The 21,295-nt window shown below is 69.1% G+C and carries 20 protein-coding genes and 1 pseudogene; 8 read left to right on the top strand and 13 right to left on the bottom strand.

Annotation, left to right across the window (positions count from 1 at the left end; all coding sequences use genetic code 11):
* Positions 1–10 precede the first annotated feature (10 nt).
* The gene (locus tag SACCYDRAFT_RS24765) at positions 11–478 is read right to left on the bottom strand and encodes a GNAT family N-acetyltransferase (RefSeq protein WP_005460456.1); all 468 of its coding nucleotides are present in this window, start codon (positions 476–478) and stop codon (positions 11–13) included.
* 207 nt (positions 479–685) lie between these two features.
* Positions 686–1,111: a YciI family protein gene (locus SACCYDRAFT_RS24770; protein WP_005460457.1), complete on the bottom strand. Its 426-nt coding sequence runs from the start codon at positions 1,109–1,111 to the stop codon at positions 686–688.
* A gap of 142 nt (positions 1,112–1,253) precedes the next feature.
* Here SACCYDRAFT_RS24770 and SACCYDRAFT_RS24775 point away from each other — a divergent pair, with 142 nt between their 5' ends.
* A complete protein-coding gene (locus tag SACCYDRAFT_RS24775) occupies positions 1,254–1,706 on the top strand; it encodes a protein-tyrosine phosphatase family protein (protein WP_005460459.1) in 453 nt (150 codons plus the stop codon).
* A 10-nt stretch (positions 1,707–1,716) separates the two neighbouring features.
* Here the strand turns inward: SACCYDRAFT_RS24775 and SACCYDRAFT_RS24780 are convergent, their stop codons facing one another.
* A complete protein-coding gene (locus SACCYDRAFT_RS24780) occupies positions 1,717–2,055 on the bottom strand; it encodes an MmcQ/YjbR family DNA-binding protein (RefSeq protein ID WP_005460460.1) in 339 nt (112 codons plus the stop codon).
* A gap of 124 nt (positions 2,056–2,179) precedes the next feature.
* Here SACCYDRAFT_RS24780 and SACCYDRAFT_RS24785 point away from each other — a divergent pair, with 124 nt between their 5' ends.
* Complete coding sequence (locus SACCYDRAFT_RS24785) at positions 2,180–2,923, top strand: VanZ family protein (RefSeq protein ID WP_005460461.1); 744 nt, start codon at positions 2,180–2,182, stop codon at positions 2,921–2,923.
* A gap of 81 nt (positions 2,924–3,004) precedes the next feature.
* Here SACCYDRAFT_RS24785 and SACCYDRAFT_RS24790 read toward each other — a convergent pair.
* Positions 3,005–3,688, bottom strand: a pseudogene (locus SACCYDRAFT_RS24790) (phosphotransferase); the annotation flags it as partial.
* A gap of 110 nt (positions 3,689–3,798) precedes the next feature.
* Positions 3,799–4,152, bottom strand: coding sequence for a VOC family protein (locus tag SACCYDRAFT_RS24795; RefSeq protein WP_043537533.1), 354 nt, complete (start codon positions 4,150–4,152; stop codon positions 3,799–3,801).
* 160 nt (positions 4,153–4,312) lie between these two features.
* Here SACCYDRAFT_RS24795 and SACCYDRAFT_RS24800 point away from each other — a divergent pair, with 160 nt between their 5' ends.
* From SACCYDRAFT_RS24800 to SACCYDRAFT_RS24810, 3 genes are all read left to right on the top strand, one after another.
* Positions 4,313–5,059 (top strand): response regulator transcription factor, encoded by a 747-nt coding sequence (locus SACCYDRAFT_RS24800; protein ID WP_043536902.1) that lies wholly within the window; start codon positions 4,313–4,315, stop codon positions 5,057–5,059.
* A gap of 212 nt (positions 5,060–5,271) precedes the next feature.
* A complete protein-coding gene (locus SACCYDRAFT_RS24805) occupies positions 5,272–7,116 on the top strand; it encodes an acyl-CoA dehydrogenase (RefSeq protein WP_005460465.1) in 1,845 nt (614 codons plus the stop codon).
* Positions 7,117–7,262: 146 nt separating this feature from the next.
* On the top strand, positions 7,263–7,538 hold the full coding sequence (locus tag SACCYDRAFT_RS24810; RefSeq protein ID WP_005460466.1) for a GlsB/YeaQ/YmgE family stress response membrane protein: 276 nt from the start codon (positions 7,263–7,265) through the stop codon (positions 7,536–7,538).
* A gap of 148 nt (positions 7,539–7,686) precedes the next feature.
* Here SACCYDRAFT_RS24810 and SACCYDRAFT_RS24815 read toward each other — a convergent pair whose 3' ends face one another.
* Genes SACCYDRAFT_RS24815 through SACCYDRAFT_RS24825 form a run of 3 tightly spaced genes read right to left on the bottom strand, consistent with a single transcriptional unit; the run spans position 7,687 to position 11,499 of the window.
* Positions 7,687–9,165: a peptidoglycan binding domain-containing protein gene (locus tag SACCYDRAFT_RS24815; protein WP_005460468.1), complete on the bottom strand. Its 1,479-nt coding sequence runs from the start codon at positions 9,163–9,165 to the stop codon at positions 7,687–7,689.
* 20 nt (positions 9,166–9,185) lie between these two features.
* The gene (locus SACCYDRAFT_RS24820) at positions 9,186–9,539 is read right to left on the bottom strand and encodes a GroES family chaperonin (RefSeq protein ID WP_005460469.1); all 354 of its coding nucleotides are present in this window, start codon (positions 9,537–9,539) and stop codon (positions 9,186–9,188) included.
* Between the two features lie 43 nt (positions 9,540–9,582).
* Positions 9,583–11,499 carry an NHL domain-containing thioredoxin family protein gene (locus tag SACCYDRAFT_RS24825; RefSeq protein WP_005460470.1) on the bottom strand — a complete coding sequence of 639 codons (1,917 nt, stop codon included), beginning with the start codon at positions 11,497–11,499 and terminating at the stop codon, positions 9,583–9,585.
* Positions 11,500–11,617: 118 nt separating this feature from the next.
* Between SACCYDRAFT_RS24825 and SACCYDRAFT_RS27225 the strand changes: the two genes are divergently transcribed.
* Positions 11,618–11,752, top strand: a complete 135-nt coding sequence (locus tag SACCYDRAFT_RS27225) for a hypothetical protein (protein ID WP_005460472.1) — start codon at positions 11,618–11,620, stop codon at positions 11,750–11,752.
* A gap of 421 nt (positions 11,753–12,173) precedes the next feature.
* On the opposite strand, the gene SACCYDRAFT_RS24840 is transcribed toward SACCYDRAFT_RS27225, so the two are convergent.
* The 5 genes from SACCYDRAFT_RS24840 to SACCYDRAFT_RS24860 all read right to left on the bottom strand — a co-directional run bounded on the left by SACCYDRAFT_RS24840 (position 12,174) and on the right by SACCYDRAFT_RS24860 (position 18,662).
* Positions 12,174–14,528, bottom strand: a complete 2,355-nt coding sequence (locus SACCYDRAFT_RS24840; protein WP_005460475.1) for a translocation/assembly module TamB domain-containing protein — start codon at positions 14,526–14,528, stop codon at positions 12,174–12,176.
* A 113-nt stretch (positions 14,529–14,641) separates the two neighbouring features.
* Positions 14,642–15,397: an amino acid ABC transporter ATP-binding protein gene (locus SACCYDRAFT_RS24845; RefSeq protein ID WP_005460476.1), complete on the bottom strand. Its 756-nt coding sequence runs from the start codon at positions 15,395–15,397 to the stop codon at positions 14,642–14,644.
* Positions 15,397–16,206 (bottom strand): amino acid ABC transporter permease, encoded by an 810-nt coding sequence (locus tag SACCYDRAFT_RS24850; RefSeq protein ID WP_005460478.1) that lies wholly within the window; start codon positions 16,204–16,206, stop codon positions 15,397–15,399. The genes SACCYDRAFT_RS24845 and SACCYDRAFT_RS24850 overlap by 1 nt, the downstream gene beginning before the upstream one ends.
* A gap of 103 nt (positions 16,207–16,309) precedes the next feature.
* Positions 16,310–17,128 carry a basic amino acid ABC transporter substrate-binding protein gene (locus SACCYDRAFT_RS24855; protein ID WP_005460479.1) on the bottom strand — a complete coding sequence of 273 codons (819 nt, stop codon included), beginning with the start codon at positions 17,126–17,128 and terminating at the stop codon, positions 16,310–16,312.
* Between the two features lie 106 nt (positions 17,129–17,234).
* Positions 17,235–18,662, bottom strand: a complete 1,428-nt coding sequence (locus SACCYDRAFT_RS24860) for a M20/M25/M40 family metallo-hydrolase (protein ID WP_005460481.1) — start codon at positions 18,660–18,662, stop codon at positions 17,235–17,237.
* 369 nt (positions 18,663–19,031) lie between these two features.
* On the opposite strand from SACCYDRAFT_RS24860, the gene pdhA reads away from it, so the two are divergent.
* A complete protein-coding gene (pdhA, locus tag SACCYDRAFT_RS24865; RefSeq protein WP_005460483.1) occupies positions 19,032–20,243 on the top strand; it encodes a pyruvate dehydrogenase (acetyl-transferring) E1 component subunit alpha in 1,212 nt (403 codons plus the stop codon).
* The gene (locus SACCYDRAFT_RS24870; protein WP_005460484.1) at positions 20,243–21,295 is read left to right on the top strand and encodes an alpha-ketoacid dehydrogenase subunit beta; all 1,053 of its coding nucleotides are present in this window, start codon (positions 20,243–20,245) and stop codon (positions 21,293–21,295) included. The genes pdhA and SACCYDRAFT_RS24870 overlap by 1 nt, the downstream gene beginning before the upstream one ends.

Raw genomic sequence — 21,295 nt, forward strand, 5'->3', positions numbered from 1 at the left:
GACGAGGCTCTCATCCGGGAGACGGCGGCACCGGCTCAGCGACCTCGCCGGTGAGGTCTCGGACGTACACCGGCTCGCCGTACCTCGTCCTACCCGTGTCGCGGAAACCGCAGCGGCGCCAGAATCCCTCCGCGCTGCCGTCGCCGGGCACGAAGGTGGTCTCCACCGAAACCCAGCCCTGGCCGCGCAGTTCCTCGACGAGCAGTTCCACGGCCTGCCGACCGACGCCCCTGCCCTGATACGACGCATCGACCATGAACCGCACCAGGTACGGCACCCCGGTCTCGACCTCGACCAGAAGCACGCCGACCACAACGTCGTCGAGGTGGATCGCGTGCAGAACGGCGTCCGGTTCGTAGTTGCCCTCGGCCACGGTGTAGGCGGCGGGAGCCACCAGATGCTCCTGTCCCTCGGCCAACCGCAACTCGCACACCGCCCGAACGTTGTCCCGAGTCACCGGCAGAAGCGACACAGTCATGCGAGGACCGTAGCCACCTCGGGTCCGTTGGCACCACGGAATTCGGAGTGGACCGAACCGCACGACTCCGCTCTCAGCGAGGGTGTGTCGGTGAGTCTGCGGTGACCGCCGTGTCCGCAGCTCCGCGCACCTCCGGGTACCGGAAGTGCGGACACACGTACGGGAGCTGCGGACACGCGTTCGCAACCTGCGGACACGGCTGGCGGGTTACTCCTGGGCGAGTTGGGCGCGGAGCTTGTCCTCCTGCTCCCGGAGTTGGGGCGTGAACTCCTCGCCGAAGTCGTCGGCCTCGAAGATGCGCCGGATCTCGATCTCCACCTCGCCACCGGCGTCGATCGACGGCCACTGCCTGGCCCATTCGACGGCCTCCTCGTGCGAGGCCACCTCGATGATCGTGTAGCCGGCGATCAACTCCTTGGTCTCGGCGAACGGACCGTCCAGCACCGTGGGCTCGCCGCCCGAGAACTTCACCCGCGCGCCCCTGGCGCTGGGGTGCAGTCCCTCCCCACCGCGCAACACACCCGCGTCGGCGAGCTTCTGGTTGTAGGCGCCCATCGCCGCGAGCTGTTCCTCGGTGGGCAGCACGCCCGCCTCGGTGTCGGCGTCGGCCTTGCGGATCAGCATGAAGCGCATTCGTGTGCTCTCCTTCGTCTCGATGTCGCGCACCCTTCGCGGCCTTCATCGACACGTCGAACGACGACCTCGGCTTTCGACATCCCGACGGAAATTCTTCCGAAGTTCCGAGCTGCCCCTTCGAGTCGGGATAATCGCGGAGGTGACGACTCCACTGAGCAAGGCCACTCGGTTGCCCGACGGCGTGTGGGTGCGCGGTCGCGGGCTTCGGCACCCGTTGCCCGACGGCGAGGTGCCCGACTACGGCCTGTACCTGGGCGGAGGTCGCCTGCGTGCCCGCCACGAGCCCTCGCTGACGTGGCCCCACGACTGGGTGTTCTGGCGCGACGGGATGTTGCCCGCCGACTGGCCCGCCACGGCCGAGAAGCTCCTCGCCCTGCACAAGCGGGCTGCCGAGGGCGCGGCCGTCGAACTCGCCTGCCACGGCGGGATCGGCCGCACCGGCACCGCCATGGCATGCCTGGCCACGCTGAGTGGGCTCTCCCCCCGCGACGCCGTCAGCTGGGCCCGCGCCCACTATCACCGGCGCGCCGTCGAGGTGCCGTGGCAGCGCCGCTACGTGTCGTGGTTCGCCGCGCACGTGGCCACCGGCTGACCGGCGACCCTCACCCGTCGATCTCCTTGCGCAGGCGCGCCGGCGCCTTGAGCCGCCAGGCCTGCTCCACGAGTTCGCCGAGCTCGGCTTCGTCGATCTCGGCGAGGTCCACCAGGATCGCCCCGTACCCGTCGTAGTGGGCAGTGGTGTGGAAGGCCGGAGAGCCGGAGGCGAGCATGGCTTCCTTCTCCTCCAGCTCGCACATCAGCATCAGCCAGCCCTCAGCCTCCGTGCGGAGCCGGAGGAACGTCTTCCCCCTGACCTTCGCGGCAGGGGTGCGGTAGGAGGTCGAGATCTCGACGCCCGGAAGCCGCGTCGCCAACTCCACCACGTCATCCCAGTTCGGCATCCCCGCATGGTTTCAGCAAAGCCGGGGTTCGGCGAGCGGCCATCGGCCGAATGGCCGACGCGACGAGGCGAGACGGTCCCGTCGGCCGAGGTCGGCCACCCCACGCCGGCCATAGCGTCGGGTCATGACTTCGGCACAGGAGACAGCGCTGACGTACGGGTTCGGTGCGTTCGTGGTCGTGTGGGCGGTACTGCTGGTGCCGCAGCTCGTCAGTCACCACGCCAGGTTCGGCCGCGTCGACGGCCGACGCGTGGTGACGACCGGCGCCGTCACGCTGTACACCTGCCTCGCCCTGGCCGTGGTACTGCTGCCGCTGCCCGCGCCGGGTGATCCGGAACTGACGCAGACCGTGCAGCTCGTGCCGTTCCAGTGGATCGCCGACGTGGGCACCGAACTCGACAAACACGGGCTCTCCCACGCCCACGCGCTGTTCACCCAGACCTTTCAGCAACTGGCGATGAACGTGCTGCTGTTCGTGCCGCTGGGCGTGTTCGCCGTGTTGCTGTGGAAGCGAGGAGCGCGGTTCGCGACGCTGACCGGGTTCGGTGTCTCGCTGCTGGTGGAGATCACACAGCTCACCGCCAACTTCGGCACCGCGCCGCTGCCCTACCGCATCTTCGACGTGGACGACCTGCTGGCCAACACGGCGGGTGCCGTACTCGGCTGGGCAGGGGCCACCCTGGCCGTGTTGCTGCGGCGGATCAGGAAGGCGGGCGTCGCAGGCCGGACATCGGCAACCGCTCGGACCACGCCGCTCGCGGTGGTGCCTCGGCCTCGCCGAGCCGTACCAACCGCTCACGCCTTCGCCGATCGCGTCGGCGCGCCTCCCGCTGATCTTCGTACACAACCGTTGCCGCGCCCGCGATGAGCATCAGAACGACGCCGACGAAGATCAGAGCCAGTTGCACGCCATCCCCCTTGATGCCGTTTCTGTGTGGCTCGTCACAGCCTAGGGGGTCCGGAGCCTGCTCACCAGCCCGTGTAGTCCGTCCCGGACCATGTCGGGGTCGTCGACGTGCAGCCCGCGCGACACCTCGTACCACGGTGACAGCCGGTGCCACACCGCGGCGCGTTCCCGCTGGGCGGGCGTGACGCCGTACTCCTCGGCCACCGCGTCGGCGAACGCCTCGGGCGTGCCGTGCAGCGTCCACGAGAAGTCCATCGCGGCGTCCCCGCAACGGGCGTCGCCGAAGTCGATGACACCCGTGATCACGTCGCCGCTGGTCAGCGCGTGTTCGGGGCCCAGATCACCGTGGACGACGGTGTCGAAGGGGAAGGTGTGGACGCGGTCGAGCACCGCTCGCGCCTCGCTCTCCCACTCGGCCGGCACCAGCGGGAGCACAGTCTGCCGGAAGCGCGTCAGGTCGTCGGCCAGGTCGAGGGCGGCCTCGGACGCGGGCAGCAGACCGTGCCGCACCGCGTCGTCCACGGAACAGCCGTGAAGGGCCTTGAGGAACCGACCGAGACACCGACCGTTCGTCGGTGTGAAGGCGGCGAGCGGCTCCCCGGGCACGAGCTCGTGCCGGGACACCACAGCCGCGCCGCCGGTGAGTTCCGGGACCGGGATCCGCAGCGGGAGGCGGGGCGCCAACCACGGCAGCAGCGACGCCTCTCGCCGGAGCTGCGCCACGACTTCGGGGCGGCGCGGTCACCGCTCGATCCAGCGACCGTCGACCAGCGTGGCCGCGCAGTCCCATCCCGCCGAGAGATCCACGGCGCCACAGTAGACGCCAGCAGTCGAGGTCAGCGCGGGGACAGCACGCAGAACTCGTTGCCCTCGGGGTCGGCGAGCACGACCCACGGGTGACGATCGGCGGAGTCCAGGATCTTCGCACCCAGGCCCACCAGCCGTTCCACCTCGTCGGCCTGGCTTCCCGACGCGGGGGCGATGTCGAGATGCAGCCGGTTCTTCACCGCCTTGCGTTCGGGCACGGGCTGGAACACCAGTACGGGCTGGGAGTCGAGTTGCACGTAGGTCAGGCCGTCGGCGTCCCGCCAGCGCCGCGGGGGCGGCGCGCCGAGAGCCTCTCTCCAGAACATCGCGAGCGTCTCCGCGTCCTCGCAGTCGACGGCCACGGCGATCACGTGTGCAGTCATGTACGGGTAGTACCCGAACGAGACGGCGCACACTCATGCCCACAGCGTCGCACTACCCGGTGTAACTCTTGTGGTTCGGTGTAACCACTTCAGCCCAGCGGGAATACCCCATCCAGGGGAGCGGCACGCCGTGGGGGCGGGCGTGCGGAGGGAGGACGGGATGGCACACGGCGCACATGCCGCACGCGGCGCATACGGCTTGGACAGGGCGACCCGCACGCTCACCGTTGCCGCTGTGGACTCGGTGCCCATCTTCCGGGACGGACTCAGCGCCGTCATCAGCCGGACGCCCGGACTGCGATGGGGCGGGCACGCGGGCAGCCACCACTCCGGCATCCAGATGTGCGAGCAGCTTCGCCCCGACGTCCTGCTGGTCGACTCGGCGATCGACCCACACGGTCACCTCACCCGACTGCTGGCCGATGGGCACCCGATGCTGGTGATCGTGGTGCTCGTCGACGCCACGCACCGCACCACCGCCTACCTCGACACGATGATGAACGCGGGCGTGCACGGCGCGCTGCCCCGGTCGGTGGAGCCCCGCCAGCTCACCGACGGCATCCGCCGCACCTACGTCGAGCGCCACTACACCGATCCCGCGCTGGCACCACTGGTGCCCGCACAACGGGCCGGTGAGGCAGGTGTCGCCCAGCGACCGCACATGCCGCTGTCCCGACGCGAGTACCAGGTGCTGCAACTGATCGCCGAGGGTATGGAGAACTCCGCCGTGGCCGACACGCTGTTCCTGTCGGTGGAGACTGTCCGCACCCACGTCAAGAGCATCCTGCGCAAGCTGTCGGCACGCGATCGCACACACGCCGTCACCAAGGCGTTCCGCTCCGGGCTGCTTGTCGTCACTCCCGCGAACCACGACCAGTCGGGCGTGAAGGGTCAACCGCACCCCTGAGTCACGCGCGCCGATCGACCTCCGCGTTCGCCCGGAGTTCGGCGCTGCGACATCCGCATCACAGCACCGTCGGGACTCTCGCATTCTATTACCGACTGGTAGTATCCTTATGTTACCGGCCAGTAGGGCAGTGCTGGTCACGCTGACCGCGTGTCCTGTCGGCGACAGGAGTGCCCAGCCGGAGTGCCGAACAACCCGTACGGAGTGACGACATGGGCCACTACAAGAGCAACGTCCGAGACCTGGAGTTCAACCTCTTCGAGGTCCTCGGCGTGCAGGAACGCCTCGGCAAGGGAGTGCTCGCGGAATCCGACGAGGAGACCGCGCGCGGTGTGCTGTCCGAGCTGAACAACCTCGCCGTCGGCCCGCTCGCCGAGTCGTTCGTCGACGCCGACCGCAACCCGCCGGTCTACGACCCCAAGACCTTCTCCGCGACCCTGCCGGAGTCCTTCAAGAAGAGCTACCAGGCGCTCTGGGACGGCGAGTGGTGGCGGCTCGGCCTCACGAACAACCTCGGCGGCTTCGGCCTTCCTCCCACGGTGCAGTGGGCCGCCGCCGAACTGATCCTCGGTGCGAACCCGGCGCTGTACATGTACCTGGCCGGCCCGAACTTCGCCATGATCCTCGACCGCAACGGCACCGAGGAACAGAAGCGCTGGGCCCAGATCATGATCGACCGCGCCTGGGGCGCCACCATGGTGCTCACCGAGCCGGACGCCGGCTCCGACGTGGGCGCGGGCCGTACCAAGGCCGTCAAGCAGGAGGACGGCTCCTGGCACATCGAGGGTGTCAAGCGGTTCATCACCTCCGGCGACCAGGACATGACCGAGAACATCATGCACCTGGTGCTGGCCCGTCCCGAGGGCCCCGGCATCGAGCCGAAGCCCGGCACCAAGGGACTGTCGCTGTTCCTCGTGCCGAAGTTCCACTTCGACTCAGTCACCGGTGAGCTCGGTGAGCGCAACGGCGCGTTCGTCACGAACGTCGAGCACAAGATGGGCCTGAAGGTCTCCACCACCTGCGAGCTCACCTTCGGCCAGCACGGCGTCCCTGCCAAGGGCTGGCTGCTCGGCGAGGTGCACGACGGCATCGCGCAGATGTTCCAGGTCATCGAGTACGCCCGCATGATGGTGGGCACGAAGGCCATCGCGACGCTGTCCACCGGCTACCTCAACGCGCTGGAGTACGCCAAGGAGCGCGTGCAGGGCCCGGACCTGACCCGGCAGACCGACAAGACGGCCCCGCGCGTCACCATCACGCACCACCCCGACGTGCGCCGGTCGCTCATGCTCCAGAAGGCCTACGCCGAGGGCCTGCGCGCGGTGTACCTCTACACCGCCTCCTTCCAGGACCAGGTGTGGACCCAGGAGGGCGACGCCGACTCGCTCGACCTCGCGGAGCGCGTCAACGACCTGCTGCTGCCCATCGTCAAGGGCGTCGGCTCCGAGCGCGCCACCGAGCAGCTCGTGCAGTCGCTCCAGACGCTCGGCGGCTCGGGCTTCCTGCAGGACTACCCGATCGAGCAGTACATCCGTGACTCGAAGATCGACTCGCTGTACGAGGGCACGACCGCCATCCAGTCGATGGACTTCTTCTTCCGGAAGATCGTCCGCGACAAGGGCAAGGCCCTCGGCTACATCGCGGGCGAGATCGTGAAGTTCATCGAGTCCGAGGCGGGCAACGGCAGGCTCAAGAAGGAGCGCGAGCTGCTGAAGCAGGCGCTGGACGACGTCCAGGGCATGCTCGGGACGATGATCGGCTACCTGACCTCGTCGCAGGAGGACGTCACCAACGTCTACAAGGTCGGCCAGAACACCGTGCGGCTGCTGATGTCGGCGGGTGACCTGCTCGTGGGCTGGCAGCTGCTCAAGCAGGCCGAGATCGCCCAGGCCAAGCTGGACGCAGGCGCCTCGGGCAAGGACGTGCCGTTCTACCAGGGCAAGCTGGCCGTGGCGTCGTTCTTCGCCAAGAACGTGCTGCCGGAGCTCTCCGCCCGGCGCGCCATCGTCGAGGCCACCGACAACGACCTCATGGAGGTCGACGAAGCGGCGTTCTGAGCGCCCTCAGCGCAGCCTGACCACGAGGGGCCACCTTCCACCACACTCGGGTGCGGGAGGTGGCCCCTCGTGTGCGTGTGGTTGGCGATCAACAAAGGTGGGTACCTCATTCGGGTCAATGACCCAGTGTTGAAGGAGCAGACACCATGGCGATTTCGGGAATCATCTCCGCGATTCTGGTGGGTCTGGTGCTCGGGATCCTCGCCAGGTTGGTCGTTCCGGGGAAGCAGAACATTCCGATCTGGCTCACGATCCTCGTCGGTATCGCCGCCGCGTTCCTCGGCACGGCTATCGCGAGAGGCCTGGGGTACGCCGACACGGAAGGCTGGGACTGGCTGGAGTTCATCACGCAGCTCGTCGTCGCCGCGATCGGCGTCTCGCTGGTGGCGGGCATGTACCCGCGCAGGCACATCCGAGCATGAGATCCGGTAGTGGAGTGTCTCGTTGAGACGTTCTCGACTCGGCCGGTCGTCGCGAGCGCACTGCTCGTCGACGACCGGCCGAGTCGTCCGTGGCCCGAAAGGCGTACGCGAACCGCGGACACGCGTGCACAACCCGCGGACACGGCTGTCAGGGGCGGGTGCCCCAGAGGGTGACTCGCACCGTCGTCGCCGTCGACCGGACGTGGACGGCGACGGCCGTCTCGGTGTCGTTCGTGATCCGATGGCCCTCGGCCACCGACAGGCCTGCCCGCCTCGCCGCTTCCTCCACCACGGCCAGCCACGGCGGAGGAGCGGCGTACGCCTCCAGCTCCACCGTCTCGCCCGGCTTCACCACCACACCGTTCAACGCCCCCGTCGCGACATCCGCTCCCGCGAGTTCCTCGGGTGCGTGCCCGCTCGTCGTCGCGGTGGCGACGACCTCCCTGACCTCCAGTGCGTGGACGTCCTGGGTGGTGACGGCCGGTTCCACGGCGTCGTAGAGCACCGTGACCTCCCGCCGGTCCGCCGGTGCCGTGGCAAGCGTTTGCGCCAACCCGGCGAAGGTGCGTTCCCAGTCGATGCGCGTGCCGCGCACCGAGGGCACCACCACGGGCGTCCCGTTGCGGAACACGAGAGAGGCGTCCCTGGCGGGACGCTCGGTGACCCCCAACTCACTCTGTACGGCGCTGCTCAACACCGCGTGATCCAGTGTCACGCCCAGGGTCGCGCCGTCACCGTCGCCGCGAACCTCGAAGCCGAGCGCCTGGCGGATGTCCTCGGGCAGCAACACGGAGTCGATCCCGTCGCCGCGGACCAGCACGGGACCCGCCAGCAACGGCCGCACGGTGTCCTCCAACACGGCGTGCACGGCCTCCGCCGTCAGCCTCGGCCGCAGCACCTCCACGGGAAGGTCGATGCGCTCGGCGTGCGGCCAGTGGACCCGGACGGCGGCGACGGCGGCGTTCAGGTCGGACACCCTCGTGCCCACCTTCGGCTCGATCGCCTGGGGGAGCACACCGCCGTCGTCGTGAACACCCTCGACGGGCTTCAGAGCGATGCCTCCGTCGATGGCGGGGCGGTTGACACGCTCCTGCGCGAGACGGCCCAGCGCGGCCTTCACGGCGCCCTCGTCGACAGTGGTCACCAACGGCACCTCCCGGTCACCGAACAGCGAGGCAAGCCTCGCCCACGGCAACCACGGTTGCTCCCCCGCCCGCTCGACGGTGGCCGACCAGTCCACACCGAGCCCGGCCTCCCGGGGATCGAGCGAGACGTCGATCCCACCGGCGCGCAGCTCCACGGGCCTCACCACGAGCGGGCCGAGTTCGCGGCGGAGTTCGGCCTCCGCGTCCCGCCTGTCGAGTCCGCCGATGTCCACACCGGCTACCGTGACGCCGCGGGGCACGTCACCGATACCGACCACCAGGTCGACCACGTACACCACGGCGAGCGACCCGGTGACGGCGCCGAGTGCCACCAGGGCGTTGCCGACACCACGTCGCCAGCGGATTCCGGGAGAAGTCCAACCGTCGGTACGGGTCACCTCCGCCGGAGGGAACTCGTCGACGAGATCGATGTCGGTGTCGGTCTCGGAGGTGGATCTTTCGCCGTCGTCAGGACCACCCACGGACGCCTCCCGGATGCCGCCTACAGGTAGAGGCCCGTGCCGTGCTCCGTCCGCTCGCTGGCGACCGCGTGAACGTCGCGTTCCCGCATCACGAGGTACGCATTGCCCTGGATCTCGACCTCGAGCTGGTCCTCGGCGTTGAACAACACGCGGTCGCCGACCTTGACGTTGCGTACGTTGTTGCCCACTCCCAGCACGTTGCCCCAGGAGAGCCGCCGCGCCACCTGGGCGGTCGCCGGGATCACGATGCCACCGGTGCTGCGCCGTTCACCGTCCTCCGACGGCATGCGCACGAGCACGCGGTCGTGCAGCATCTGGATTTCGAGTTTGGCGTCCGATGCGAGTGGGCCGTTGGTTTCTGACACGGTATTCATGCTACGTCGCGGTAAGGAAACGGTTCCCGGTACCGACCTCTGCTTACTCGGCCGGAGTTCCCGCCATGACGAGAGGCAATCCCGCGGCCCCGCCCGATTCGACCCGAACGGGGACACCCCAGTCCTGCCGGGTGATCCGGCACACCGGATGCTCCGCGTCGGAGGCACAGCTCGCAGCCTGCGCCACCACCTGGAGCACCCCGCCCTCCACGCCGTCGGCGAGCGTGACGGTGCGTTCGAGTTCGGTGCCGACGCCCCCGCCGTCGAGCAACAGCTCCGGCGGTGAGGCACTGACTTCGAGGCGGGTGGAAGGACCGTACCGGTCGTCGAGCTTCTCTCCCGGCGGTGGCACGAACGTCACCGCCAACCGCACCTGCCCCGGCGCGAGCACCGTGGGAGGCCGTCGCACGGCCAGCTCGGCGCCGTCCACGACCTCACCCCCGAGCCCGTCCTCGCCGCCGCGCTCCAGCGGACGCAGCCGGTGCGCGGCCGACTCCACGACGAGCACCCCGCCGTCGGTGACGACCAGGCCGGACGGCTCCGCGAGATCGCGCAGCAACGTGGTGACCTCTCCGGTGACGGGATCGAACCGCCGCACCGCGCCGTTGTAGGTGTCAGCCACGCCGATCGCGCCGTCGGGCAGCACGGTGACACCCAGCGGGTGCTGGAACAGCGCCGAGTCGGCGGCACCGTCACGGTGACCGAAGGTGAACAGGTCCTGCCCCACGGCGGTGCGCACGACGAACCCACCGGCGTCACCGGCGTCGCCGCCGTCACGCTCCACGTACCGCAGGGCCGAGGTCTCGGCGTCCACCAGCCACAGCCGTTCGCCCGTCACGGCCAGCCCGGAGGTCTGCGCGAAGAAAGCCTCAGCGGCGGAGGCGTCCCGCAGACCTTCCACGGTGGTGCCCGCGAACCGCGAGATCGTGCCCTCGACCGGATCGAAGAGGCTGAGCGTGTGGTTGCCCGCCATCGCCACCACGACCCCGTTCGCGGCGTCCCACCAGCGCACGTCCCACGGACTCGTCAGGTCGACGCCGAGGGCCGGGCCGGAGTCGTCACCGTCGCGCCACTGCCGCCCGGTTCCCGCCACGGTGCGCACCGCGCCGGTGCGCAGGTCGACGCCCCGAAGCAGGTGGTTGGCGGTGTCGGCGACGAGCAGGTGGTAACCGACCTCGTCGGCGACATGGGTGGGCAGGAGGGTCAACCCCGACGGCTCCGCGAAACGGGCGACGTCGAACGCGCCGTCCACCGCGCCCCTCCGGCCATCACCGAAGCGGCGAAGCAGGGTCTCGGCGTCGGAGGCGAACTCCGCGACCGAGTGGTTGGCCGTGTCGGCGACCAGCACCCGCCCCTCGGCCGTCACCACGGCCTTCGACGGGAACCGCAGGCCGTCGAGGTGGCCACGGCCGTCGGTGTCGGCACGCGCCACCTCACGCAGGTCGGTCTCGCCCCGGCGCAGGGTGCCGTTGCGCTCGTGGAGGGCCACGAGCTCGCCGATCACCCGGCGCAGGGCGTCGCCGTGGCCCTCACCGGCGGCGACGTGCACCACGTAGCCCTCGGGATCGACGACCACGAGCGTCGGCCACGCCTTCACGGCGTACTGCTGCCAGAGGCTCATGTCCGGGTCGCTCACCACCGGATGGTCCACGCCGAGACGCGCGACGGCGGCGGCCACGGAGTCCCGTCCGCCCTCGTGGACGAACTTCGGGGAGTGCACGCCCACGGTGACGAGCACGTCGGCGAACTCCTCTTCCAGGGGGCGCAGCTCGTCGAGGACGTGCAGGCAGTTGACGCACCCGGAGGTCCAGAAGTCCAGTAGAACGATCTTGCCGCGCAGCCCGGCGAGTGTCAGCGGTTCGCCGCCGGTGTTCCACCAGGCGTCGCCGGTCAGCTCTGGTGCCCGCACCCGGGCACGGGGCTTCGACTGCTCAACACTCACACCGGGAGTCAACAACACGGCCCTGCACGGCCTTCCGGGGGGTGGCCCGCCGGAGTCGATCGTCACGAACCCGCAGCCGGTTCGAACCGTCGTGTGGAACACATCGTTCTACGTTTGTTCCCTGGACACGATCCCGATGCGCGAACTCGTCACCGCCGGGCGGGCAACCGCACCCACCGTGCGGAGCCCGATCACGGCGCCGGCGGAGCACGATGCCACGGTCGACGTCGCCGCCGCGCTCACCACCGACCGTGACGAGGAGCGCTGGTGATCAACCTGGGCTCGGAGGAACTCACCTTCGTGACCTACGACCGGTGCCTGCTCGCCTCGGCGAGGTACCTGGGGCTGACCACCGCGAGTCCCGGCCAGGACTCGTGAGCCGACGCTTCGCCGCGGACTCTTCCCTGAGCGGTCGGCACGGCGGGCGTCCGCGACGCGCTTCACCGGGTCCGGGTGGGGCCTCCCGCCGGCTCGGTGAGCGTCACGGTCGGGGTCTGCGACGGCGACCGTGGGTCGGAGGACGTCGACGGCACGGCCTGTCTGCCCGAGCAGCCGGTGACGCAGACGGCCACGAGAGCGGCGGCGACGAACGGCGTGGCGAAGCGCCTGTGGGATTCACGGACACACGATCTGGACACGTGGCGTGATCGCCCCCGCGTCGTACGGCGTTACGGATTCGGGCCCGGGCTCCCTCAGTTGGGGCTGGTGCGCCGCAACGTCCTGGTGACACCGGCCGCCACCGTGGTGACGAGCACCCACCCCATCGCGATGAACCCCGTGGACACCCACTTGTCCGCGCCCGCCATGTGCCACCGGCCCTTGTTGCCGAAGTCGGCGATGGGCACCAGCAGGTCGACGGTGTAGAGCACGGGATTCCACTCCAGGCCCGTGTCGTCGACGTTGACGGCGCAGCGCTCACCGATCACGACGAACCGGTCGGCGTCCACGGCGCAGTCGTCGCTGCCGAGTCCGAACCAGAGACTCCCCAGCACCAACAACGCGAGCAACCACGCGAGCGCCCGCACGGGCCGGTAGCCGTAGCCGACCATCCATCGTTGCAGCCAGCTCCACAGCCGCACCCCGGCTCCGAAGAACCAGCCGTAGCCGGTGGCGAGCGACTCGTAGCGGTACTGCTGCTTGCGCATCAGGACCGTGTCGGCGTGCTCCTCGTTGCCGCAGGCCCGCAGCATCGTGGCGAGCTGGTCGTACGGGCCGGGCCGGTACCCGCGCATGGCGTGGCGCAACCACTTCAGCCGCAACTCGATCTGCTGGTCGTCCTTGAGCGGGATGGGACTGTCGAGGGCCTCGTAGCGAAAGTCCTCCAGCTCGACCCCGCCCGTGGCATACCAGAGCTGCTCGTTGTCGTGCAGCGTTCCACACTGCGCCCCCCGCAGCGAGACCCTCCCCTCGGGTACCTCCGCGGGAGTGAGCTCGAACTCCTCGGCGATGGTGTCGCCCGCCTCGAACGCGAGACCGTTCTTGCCCGCCGTGAGCACCGCACCCGCGATACAGAGCTTGCGCTTGATCACCGCGCCGTCGAGCGTCACACCGCCTTCGCTCTCGAACGAGCCGTCGGCGCGGCTGTGCATGAGGACGCTGCGGGCGACCTGCACCGAACGCAGGTCCACGGCCCACTGGGCGGACTCGTCCTGCTCCGGCTCCGTCACGGTGGTGTTCTGCAGGTCGATACTGCCGCCGACCGTCATGCCCTGCAGCCGGATGGTGCCCTTCATGGTGCACGCGCTGAGCATGAGGTTGCCCGACACCCGGCTGCGCCGGGCCGAGAACACGTCGCGCGACGGGTGCGACAGGCGGCCGTCCCTGACGAACACGTTGCCGCGCACCGTCACGTCGGCCAGCCGGAACTGCCCCTCGGTGCGCATCTTGCTGCCTTCGAGGTCACCGTTGATCTCGCTGCCGTCGAGGTGGATGGCACGGTCCATGTACGGCGGCTCGACGTTGCGCCGCACGGCGACCTCCGCCCCCGCCAGCCGAAGCGACCCTCCGATGTGGGTGTTCACCATCCGCAGGGTCCCCGTCGCGCGCAGCCCGTCGCCCATCTCGACGTTGCCGTCGACGTACATACGGTCGGCGATGAACGCGGGGTGCGGATCGACGTACCAGTCGCCGGTCTTCCACGCGTCCACGACGATCTCGCCCGACGGGTCGACCTCCAACCGCGCTCCCCGGAACACGAGGTCACCCGCCACCCGCATGCTCGGCACGTACACCATGCCGTTGACCGTGAAGGGCCGGGGATCACCGGGCCGGTAGTTGTCCACTTCGCACAACAGGCTTCCCGAAACGGCGATGCCGTTGCCGTTGAGGGCGAACCCCCTCGGGTTCCGCAGTCGCGCGCCCGAGAAGTTGACGTTACCGCCGGCTCTCAACCCCGGGATGCGGACCTCGCCGTCGGTGGTGAGCCGGTAGGCGAGCAGGGCTCCGGTGACCATGAGCCGGTCCGCCTGCAACGCCTTGCCACCGGGATGGTTGATCCGCGTACCGGTGAGGATCACCGTGCCGTCCACCACGGCGTCGGTGAGGTTGACCGCCGCGTTCGGAACTCCCCTGTCGGTTCGGGTGGTGAGGACGTCGGTGCCACGTTCCGCACTGTCGTCGTCCACCTCGACCCGGCACCGGACCAGCCTGAGGTCGTTGCGGCTGCGAAAGTTGCGGGCCTTGAGCCCGGGCAGCCAGCACCGGTAGAACGACAGGCCGAGCAGGTTCGCCTCCCGCACGTCGGGCGGGTACTCGAACCGGCAGTTCTCGAAGCGGAACAACACCCCGAGGTCCGCCGCCCGCAGGTCGAGCCTGCCCCTGACGAAGCGGTTCTCCACCTGCAGGATCGGCGCGTTCGTCGCCTGCCGACGCCAGCGCAGCAGCCCCCGGCCGTCCTGTTCCAGCAACGGCCTGAGCAGCTCCTCGGCGTCCACCACCGCCGCCTCGGGTGGGTTGGAGTCGAAGGGATCGAAGTCGACGGGCACCTGGCTGTCACCCTCGGGGTTGTCCGACCCACCCGCCGAAGGGCGCCACCGTATCGTCGGCACCGCTCACCTCCCTCGCTCACGACCCCCGGAAACGGCAGGGCAGAACCCGCCGCCTTCTGTGAGACGACAGCCGTGCGTGGTCAGTTCCACGCACGGCGTGCACGGTGCGAGGTCTAGTCCTCCACGTGGACCGGGTTGAGCACGCGGGCCAGGAACTTCTGCGTGCGTTCCTCACGCGGGTCGCCGATCACCTGCTGCGGCGGGCCCTGCTCGACGACCACGCCGCCGTCCATGAACAGCACCGTGTCGGCGACCTCGCGGGCGAACTGCATCTCGTGCGTGACGACCAGCATCGTCATGCCCTCGTCGGCGAGCTGCCGCATCACCCTGAGCACGTCCCCGACGAGTTCGGGGTCGAGCGCCGACGTCGGTTCGTCGAACAGCATCACCGCCGGGTCCATCGACAGCGCCCGGGCGATGGCCACCCGCTGCTGCTGCCCACCGGAGAGCTGCGCGGGCATCGAGCCGGCCTTCTCCGCGAGCCCCACCTTGGTGAGGTTCTCCATCGCGACGCGCTCGGCCTCGGCCTTGTCCCGCCCGAGCACCTTCCGCTGCGCGATGGTCAGGTTGTCCAGCACGGACAGGTGCCCGAACAGGTTGAACCCCTGGAAGACCATGCCGACCGTGCGGCGCGCCCGATCGAGGTCGCAGTCGGGGTCGGTCAGCTCGAACCCGTTCACCACGACCGTGCCCGAGTTCGGTTCCTCCAGCAGGTTCACACACCGCAGCAGCGTCGACTTGCCCGAACCGGACGGCCCGATGATGCACACGACCTCACCGCGCCGCACCTCCAGGTCGATGCCCTTGAGCACCTCGAGGCGACCGAAGGACTTGTGCAGACCCGAGACCTCGACGATCAGATCACTCATCAGGCCGTCACCTTCAACCCTTGCTCCTCCTTGCGGCCACTGCGGCGTTCCAGGTAACGCGACAGGTATCCCAGCGGCACCGTGATGATGAGGTAACACAGGCCCGCGAGCAGGATCGGGGTCAGCGAGCCGGTCGCGTTCAACCCCTCCCTGCCGAACTTCGCCAGCTCGTACTCGTCCCGCGCGAGACCCAGCAGGTAGATCAGCGACGAGTCCTTCGTCAGCAGGATCAGCTCGTTGGTCAGCGGCGGCAGGATGATCCGGAACGCCTGCGGGATCACCACGGTCATCGTGGTCCTCGCCTGCGACATCCCCAGCGACCGCGCCGCCTCGATCTGGCCGTGCGGGACGGCCTGGATACCGGCGCGCAGCGTCTCGGCGATGTAGGCGGAACCGACCAGACCCAACGCGATGGCCGCGGTGGAGTAGATGTCGAAGCGGATGCCGAACGCCAGCGGCACGCCGTAGCCGAGGGCGATGAACACCAGCAGCGCCGGGATGCCTCGGAAGAACTCGATGTACAGCGTCGCCAGCCAGCGGTACGGGCCGACGGACGACAGCTTCATCAACGCGAGCACCATGCCGATGCCGAGCCCCAGCGCGAAGCCCAGCGCCGTGTACACGATGGTGTTGACCAGCGCGTCGGTGAAGATCGCGGGGAACTGGGTCGCCGCCGCGTCGACGTTGAAGAAGGCGTTCTTGATCGTCCCCCAGTCCGCCAGGACTCCCAGCAGCACCAGGGCAAGGACGAGCACGGCGTACTGGACACCGCGGATCAGCCGTGCGCGTTTACGCCGCGACATCGCCATGACGAAACTCCTCGTTCGAAGCGCGGTGAGGGCCTGAAACGGTAACCCGTTCGTGTCAGACCCTCACCGGCGCCTTGTGATCTTGCGAAGTGGCTCGCTCCGGTTACTTGCTCTCCGGCTTCTTACCGAACCACTTCTCGTAGATCTCGTCGTAGCGGCCGTCCTGCTTCGCGGCGTCGAGCACCTCGTTGATCTTGGCGAGGAGCGCGCCGTTGCCCTTGCGGACGGCGATGCCGTACTCCTCACCCGTCTCGAACTCGGTGGTGACCTCCACGTCGGGGTTGCTCTTGACGAAGTCGTAGAGCACGGAGTTGTCGTTGATCCCCGCGGTGATCTGACCGGTCTTCACCGCCGTCTCCAGCAGCGCCAGGTCCTCGAACTGCCGGGTGGTGTAGCCGAACTCCTCCTTGTGCGCCTCGGCGTACTCCTCGCCGGTGGTGCCGAGCTGGACCCCGAGCACCTTGCCCTTGAGGTCGGCGAGGTCGGTGATGCCGGAGCCCTTCTTCACCAGCAACGCCTGGTTCGCGTCGTAGTAGCCCTCCGAGAAGTCCATGACCTTCTTACGGGTGTCGTTGATGGTCATGGCGGCGGCGGCGAGGTCACACTGCCCGGTGTCCAGCGCGGCCCCCGACTCGATGCTCTCGAACGAGGTGTCGAAGACCTCCTGCTTGACGCCGAGGTCCTCCGCCACCAGGTCCACGAGGTCGACGTCGAAGCCCACCGTCTTGCCACCCTCGGTGAACTGGAACGGCTTGTAGGGCAGGTGTGTGCACGTCGTCAACGTGCCCTCGTTGATCAGGGTGATCTCACCACCGGCCTGGCTGTCTCCGCCTGTGTTGACCTCCTCCGCGCAGCTCGCCGCGGTAGCGGCGAGGGCGAGGGCGGGCAGCAGGGTGAGCGCCCTGGTGAATCGACGCGCCACGATGTCACTCCTCGTAGTCCAATACCGGCAGTCCATGCATCCTGCCACCTAAATGCGCTAATGCGCAGCATCAGCTTCGTTACAGACCCGTTGCGAGAGTCGTCACTCAGCTCCGCGCGTGCGCATCGAGCACCGTGGCGATCGTCTCGGTCACCCGCTGCGCGTGGTCGAGATGCAGCCACTCGTCGGGCACGTGGGCGTTCGAGTCGGGACCGAGCGCCCCGGTGACCACGAACTGCGCCTCCGGGTACTTCTCACCGAGCAATCCCATGAACGGGATCGACCCGCCGAGCCCGACGGTGCCCCACGGCTTACCGAAGATCTCGTCACTGGCCTTCGCCAACGCCTCCGCGAGCCAGGGGGCCGGCTCGGGCGCGTTCCAGCCGTCCGCGGCCTCCATGCCCGACAGCTCCACAGTAGCGTCGTACGGAACGTCCGTGGTCAGCGCCTTCTTGATCGCCTCCAGCGTGGCCTTCGAGTCGGCGGTCGGCGGGAGGCGGAAGCTCAGCGCGAGCGTGGTGCTCGTGCGCAGCACGTTGCCCGCCTCGGCCGGTTCGGGCATCCCCGACGCTCCGATGACCGAGAGAGTGGGCCGCCAACTGTTGTTGAGCAGCAGCTCCACCTCGTCGTCGACCACAGGCCGGGTGGAGCCGTGCCACGGCGTGGTGTCGAGGATCGCGCCCGGCACGGCCTCGATGGTGGCCCTCGCCTCAGCGACGCGGTTGGCCGGGATCTCGACGTTGCACTCGGCGATCTTGATCTCGCCCGTCGCCGAGTCCTCCAGCCTGTCGAGCAGGGTGCGCAGCACGCGGAAGGAGCTGGGCACGATGCCGCTCGCCATGCCCGAGTGCTGGGCCGTTTCGAGGACCCGCACGGTGACGTGCACCTGCGCCAGTCCACGCAGGCTCGTGGTCAGCCACAGGCGCTCGTAGTCGTTGCCGCCGGAGTCGAGGCAGACCACGAGCGAGACGCGCCCGAGCCGCTCGGCCAGATGGTCGAGGTAGGCGGGCAGGTCGGGGCTTCCGGACTCCTCGCCGGTCTCCAGCAGCACGACGGTCCGCGCGTGGGAACCGCCCGCCTCACGCACGGCCGTCAGGGCCGTGGTGGCCGCGTATCCGGCGTAGCCGTCGTCGGCCGAGCCCCGGCCGTAGAGGCGGCCGTCGCGCACGACGGGTGTCCACGGCCCGAGGCCCTCGGACCAGCCGCCGACGGGAGGCTGCTTGTCCAGGTGCCCGTACATGAGGACGGTGCCCTTGTCCTCGGCGCCCTCGGTGGCGGGCACGTCGAGCAGCAGCACGGGGCTGCGGTCGGGCAGCCGCACCACGTCGATCCGCGCGCCGGGAAGGTCGCGCTCGGCGAACCACGCCTTGACGTGCTCCACGGCGGCGTCGAGGTGACCGGTCTCGGCCCACTCGGGGTCGAACACGGGCGAGAGCGCCGGGATCGAGACGAGCGTCGACAGGCTGGGCAGGACGTCGTCCGCCCACGTCCGCCGGACTGAGTTCTTCACGCTTTCCAGTTCCACGCGCCCCATCGTGCCACCCGCCCTCACTGGTGACAGGCGTCACATTCCCCCGCCGAGTTGTGCTGACCCGATCGAAAACCCCGTTCCACCCGCCGTCACGAAGGCGGCGACAACACTGGTCCGGTCGTTGCTCGCAGATGCGACTTTTGGCGGTTGCACGATCGGCCTTCCAAGCATTTGCGCAGCTCAGCAACAGTGCGAGGGGAACAAATCGGCTTCGAGGGCTCTCCACGACGGGGGTTTCCATGCCAGGATGAGCGCGTGAACCGTCACCGCCGACGGACACCCAGCGCTGCGGACCCAGTTGCGCATCCGGTGGCCGGCGGCGCGCCGCAGGCCGCCACAAGCGGCCGTGCGGCACGACACCAAGGAGATGCGATGTCGTCCCCAGAACAGTGGACGCGCCCGCAGTCTGGCGCCGGAACGGCCGCGACAGCGGCGCAACCGTCCCCGGAACAGGTGATAGCGGGTTTGCGAGCGACCACCGAAGGCGGAGCTGAACTCACCCAGCTCCTCACCCCCGAAGGCGAACGCCTGTCATCGGCGCAGTTCGACCCCTACGTCGCCGACGTCGACGCCGAGGCACTGCGCGGTCTCTACCGCGACATGGTCCTCGTCCGGCGGGCCGACCGCGAATCCAACGCCATGCAGCGGCAGGGCCAGCTCGGCATCTGGGTCCCGCTCCTCGGCCAGGAAGCCGCCCAGATCGGCTCCGGCCGCGCCCTGAAGCCGCAGGACATGGCGTTTCCCAGCTACCGCGAACACGGCGTCGCCTACGCCCGCGGTGTCGATTTCAGGGACCTGCTCGGCATCTTCCGCTGCACCGACCACAGCAGCTGGGACTTCCAGGCGCACCGGTTCCACCCGTACACCATCGTGATCGGCAACCAGGTGCTCAACGCCGCCGGCTACGCGATGGGGCAGAAGTTCGAGGGCAAGGTCGGTGACGAGCCCGACGCCGAGGCCACCATCTGCTACTTCGGCGACGGTGCCACCAGCCAGGGTGACGTCCACGAGGGCTTCGTGTGGGCCGCCGTGTACGACGCGCCGCTGGTGTTCTTCTGCCAGAACAACCAGTGGGCGATCTCCGAGCCCACCGAGCGCCAGTCGCGGCTCCCGCTCTACCAGCGCGCCCGCGGCTACGGCTTCCCCGGCATCCGCGTCGACGGCAACGACGTGCTCGCGTGTCTCGCGGTGACCCGCTGGGCGCTCGACGAATGCCGCAGGGGAAACGGTCCGGTGCTGATCGAGGCGTTCACCTACCGCATGGACGCCCACACCACCACCGACGACCCGACGCGCTACCGGCTCTCGGACGAGTTGGAGGCGTGGAAGCTCAAGGACCCGATCGAGCGCGTGCGCGCACACCTGTCCCGCACCGGAGGCGCCGATCAAGCGTTCTTCGACGAGGTGCAGGCCGAGGCCGACCGGTTCGCGGCCGAACTGCGCGACCACTGCTTCAACATGCCCGACCCGCCGCCCGAGCGGATCTTCTCCGCCGTCTACGCGGAGCCGTCACCGCAGTTGGAGGCCCAGCGCGAGGAATACCTGTCCTATCTCTCCGGCTTCGCCGACGGAGGTGATCGTTGATGGCCGCGCCCACCCAGCCCGTGAAGCCCGCCAAGCCCACGACCACAGACTCCCAGGCGGCCGCGAACGTGCAGAAACTCACCATCGGCAAGGCCCTCAACGCGGGACTCCGTGCCGCGATGGAGGCCGACGACAAGGTCATCGTGATGGGCGAGGACGTCGGCAAGCTCGGCGGCGTCTTCCGCATCACCGACGGCTTGCAGAAGGACTTCGGTGAGCACCGCGTGCTCGACACGCCGCTGGCCGAGTCGGGCATCATCGGCACCGCCGTCGGACTCGCCGTGCGCGGGTTCCGGCCGGTGTGTGAGATCCAGTTCGAGGGCTTCATCTTCCCCGGCTTCGACCAGATCTCCAGCCAGCTCGCGAAACTGCACTACCGCACCCAGGGCGCCATCAAGGTGCCCGTGGTGATCCGGGTGCCGTTCGGTGGCGGCATCGGCGCGGTGGAGCACCACTCCGAGTCGCCGGAGTCGCTGTTCTCGCACATCCCCGGCCTCAAGGTCGTGTCGTGCTCCAACCCGGTCGACGCCTACTGGATGATCCAGCAGGCCATCCAGTGCGACGACCCGGTGCTGCTGTTCGAGCCGAAGCGGCTCTACCACTCGGGTGCGCTCAAGGCGCCGGTCGACCCGTCGGCCACACCGGACCCGCTGTTCGCGTCGCGCACCGTGCGGCAGGGCACGGCGGCCACCCTGGTGGCGTACGGCCCCTCGGTGCAGGTGTGCCTCGACGCGGCGAACGCGGCCGCGGAGGAAGGCACCTCGTTGGAGGTCATCGACCTGCGCACGCTGTCGCCGCTGGACCTGGAACCGGTGTTCGAGTCGGTGCGCCGCACCGGCAGGCTCATCGCGGTGAGCGAGGCGTCGGCGGAGTCGTCGCTGACCTCCGAGATCGCCGCCCGCGTGCAGCAGGAGTGCTTCTACTCGCTGGAGGCACCCGTGCTGCGGGTGACCGGCTTCGACACGCCGTACCCGCCTGCGAAGCTGGAGGAGCACTTCCTGCCGGATCTCGACCGGGTGCTCCACGCCGTCGACCGCGCGCTGGACTGGTGA

The organism is Saccharomonospora cyanea NA-134, from assembly GCF_000244975.1.
Lineage (GTDB): Bacteria > Actinomycetota > Actinomycetes > Mycobacteriales > Pseudonocardiaceae > Saccharomonospora > Saccharomonospora cyanea.

Bases quoted from the DNA above. Each gene is read 5' to 3' on its own strand.
- SACCYDRAFT_RS24795 (WP_043537533.1), bottom strand. From the start codon at position 4,152: ATGACTGCACACGTGATCGCCGTGGCCGTCGACTGCGAGGACGCGGAG.
- SACCYDRAFT_RS24820 (WP_005460469.1), bottom strand. From the start codon at position 9,539: ATGAATACCGTGTCAGAAACCAACGGCCCACTCGCATCGGACGCCAAA.
- SACCYDRAFT_RS24850 (WP_005460478.1), bottom strand. From the start codon at position 16,206: ATGGCGATGTCGCGGCGTAAACGCGCACGGCTGATCCGCGGTGTCCAG.
- SACCYDRAFT_RS24785 (WP_005460461.1), top strand. From the start codon at position 2,180: ATGACTTCGGCACAGGAGACAGCGCTGACGTACGGGTTCGGTGCGTTC.
- SACCYDRAFT_RS24765 (WP_005460456.1), bottom strand. From the start codon at position 478: ATGACTGTGTCGCTTCTGCCGGTGACTCGGGACAACGTTCGGGCGGTG.
- SACCYDRAFT_RS24805 (WP_005460465.1), top strand. From the start codon at position 5,272: ATGGGCCACTACAAGAGCAACGTCCGAGACCTGGAGTTCAACCTCTTC.
- pdhA (WP_005460483.1), top strand. From the start codon at position 19,032: ATGTCGTCCCCAGAACAGTGGACGCGCCCGCAGTCTGGCGCCGGAACG.
- SACCYDRAFT_RS24780 (WP_005460460.1), bottom strand. From the start codon at position 2,055: ATGCCGAACTGGGATGACGTGGTGGAGTTGGCGACGCGGCTTCCGGGC.
- SACCYDRAFT_RS24860 (WP_005460481.1), bottom strand. From the start codon at position 18,662: ATGGGGCGCGTGGAACTGGAAAGCGTGAAGAACTCAGTCCGGCGGACG.
- SACCYDRAFT_RS24870 (WP_005460484.1), top strand. From the start codon at position 20,243: ATGGCCGCGCCCACCCAGCCCGTGAAGCCCGCCAAGCCCACGACCACA.
- SACCYDRAFT_RS24800 (WP_043536902.1), top strand. From the start codon at position 4,313: ATGGCACACGGCGCACATGCCGCACGCGGCGCATACGGCTTGGACAGG.
- SACCYDRAFT_RS24810 (WP_005460466.1), top strand. From the start codon at position 7,263: ATGGCGATTTCGGGAATCATCTCCGCGATTCTGGTGGGTCTGGTGCTC.
- SACCYDRAFT_RS27225 (WP_005460472.1), top strand. From the start codon at position 11,618: ATGCGCGAACTCGTCACCGCCGGGCGGGCAACCGCACCCACCGTGCGG.
- SACCYDRAFT_RS24770 (WP_005460457.1), bottom strand. From the start codon at position 1,111: ATGCGCTTCATGCTGATCCGCAAGGCCGACGCCGACACCGAGGCGGGC.
- SACCYDRAFT_RS24845 (WP_005460476.1), bottom strand. From the start codon at position 15,397: ATGAGTGATCTGATCGTCGAGGTCTCGGGTCTGCACAAGTCCTTCGGT.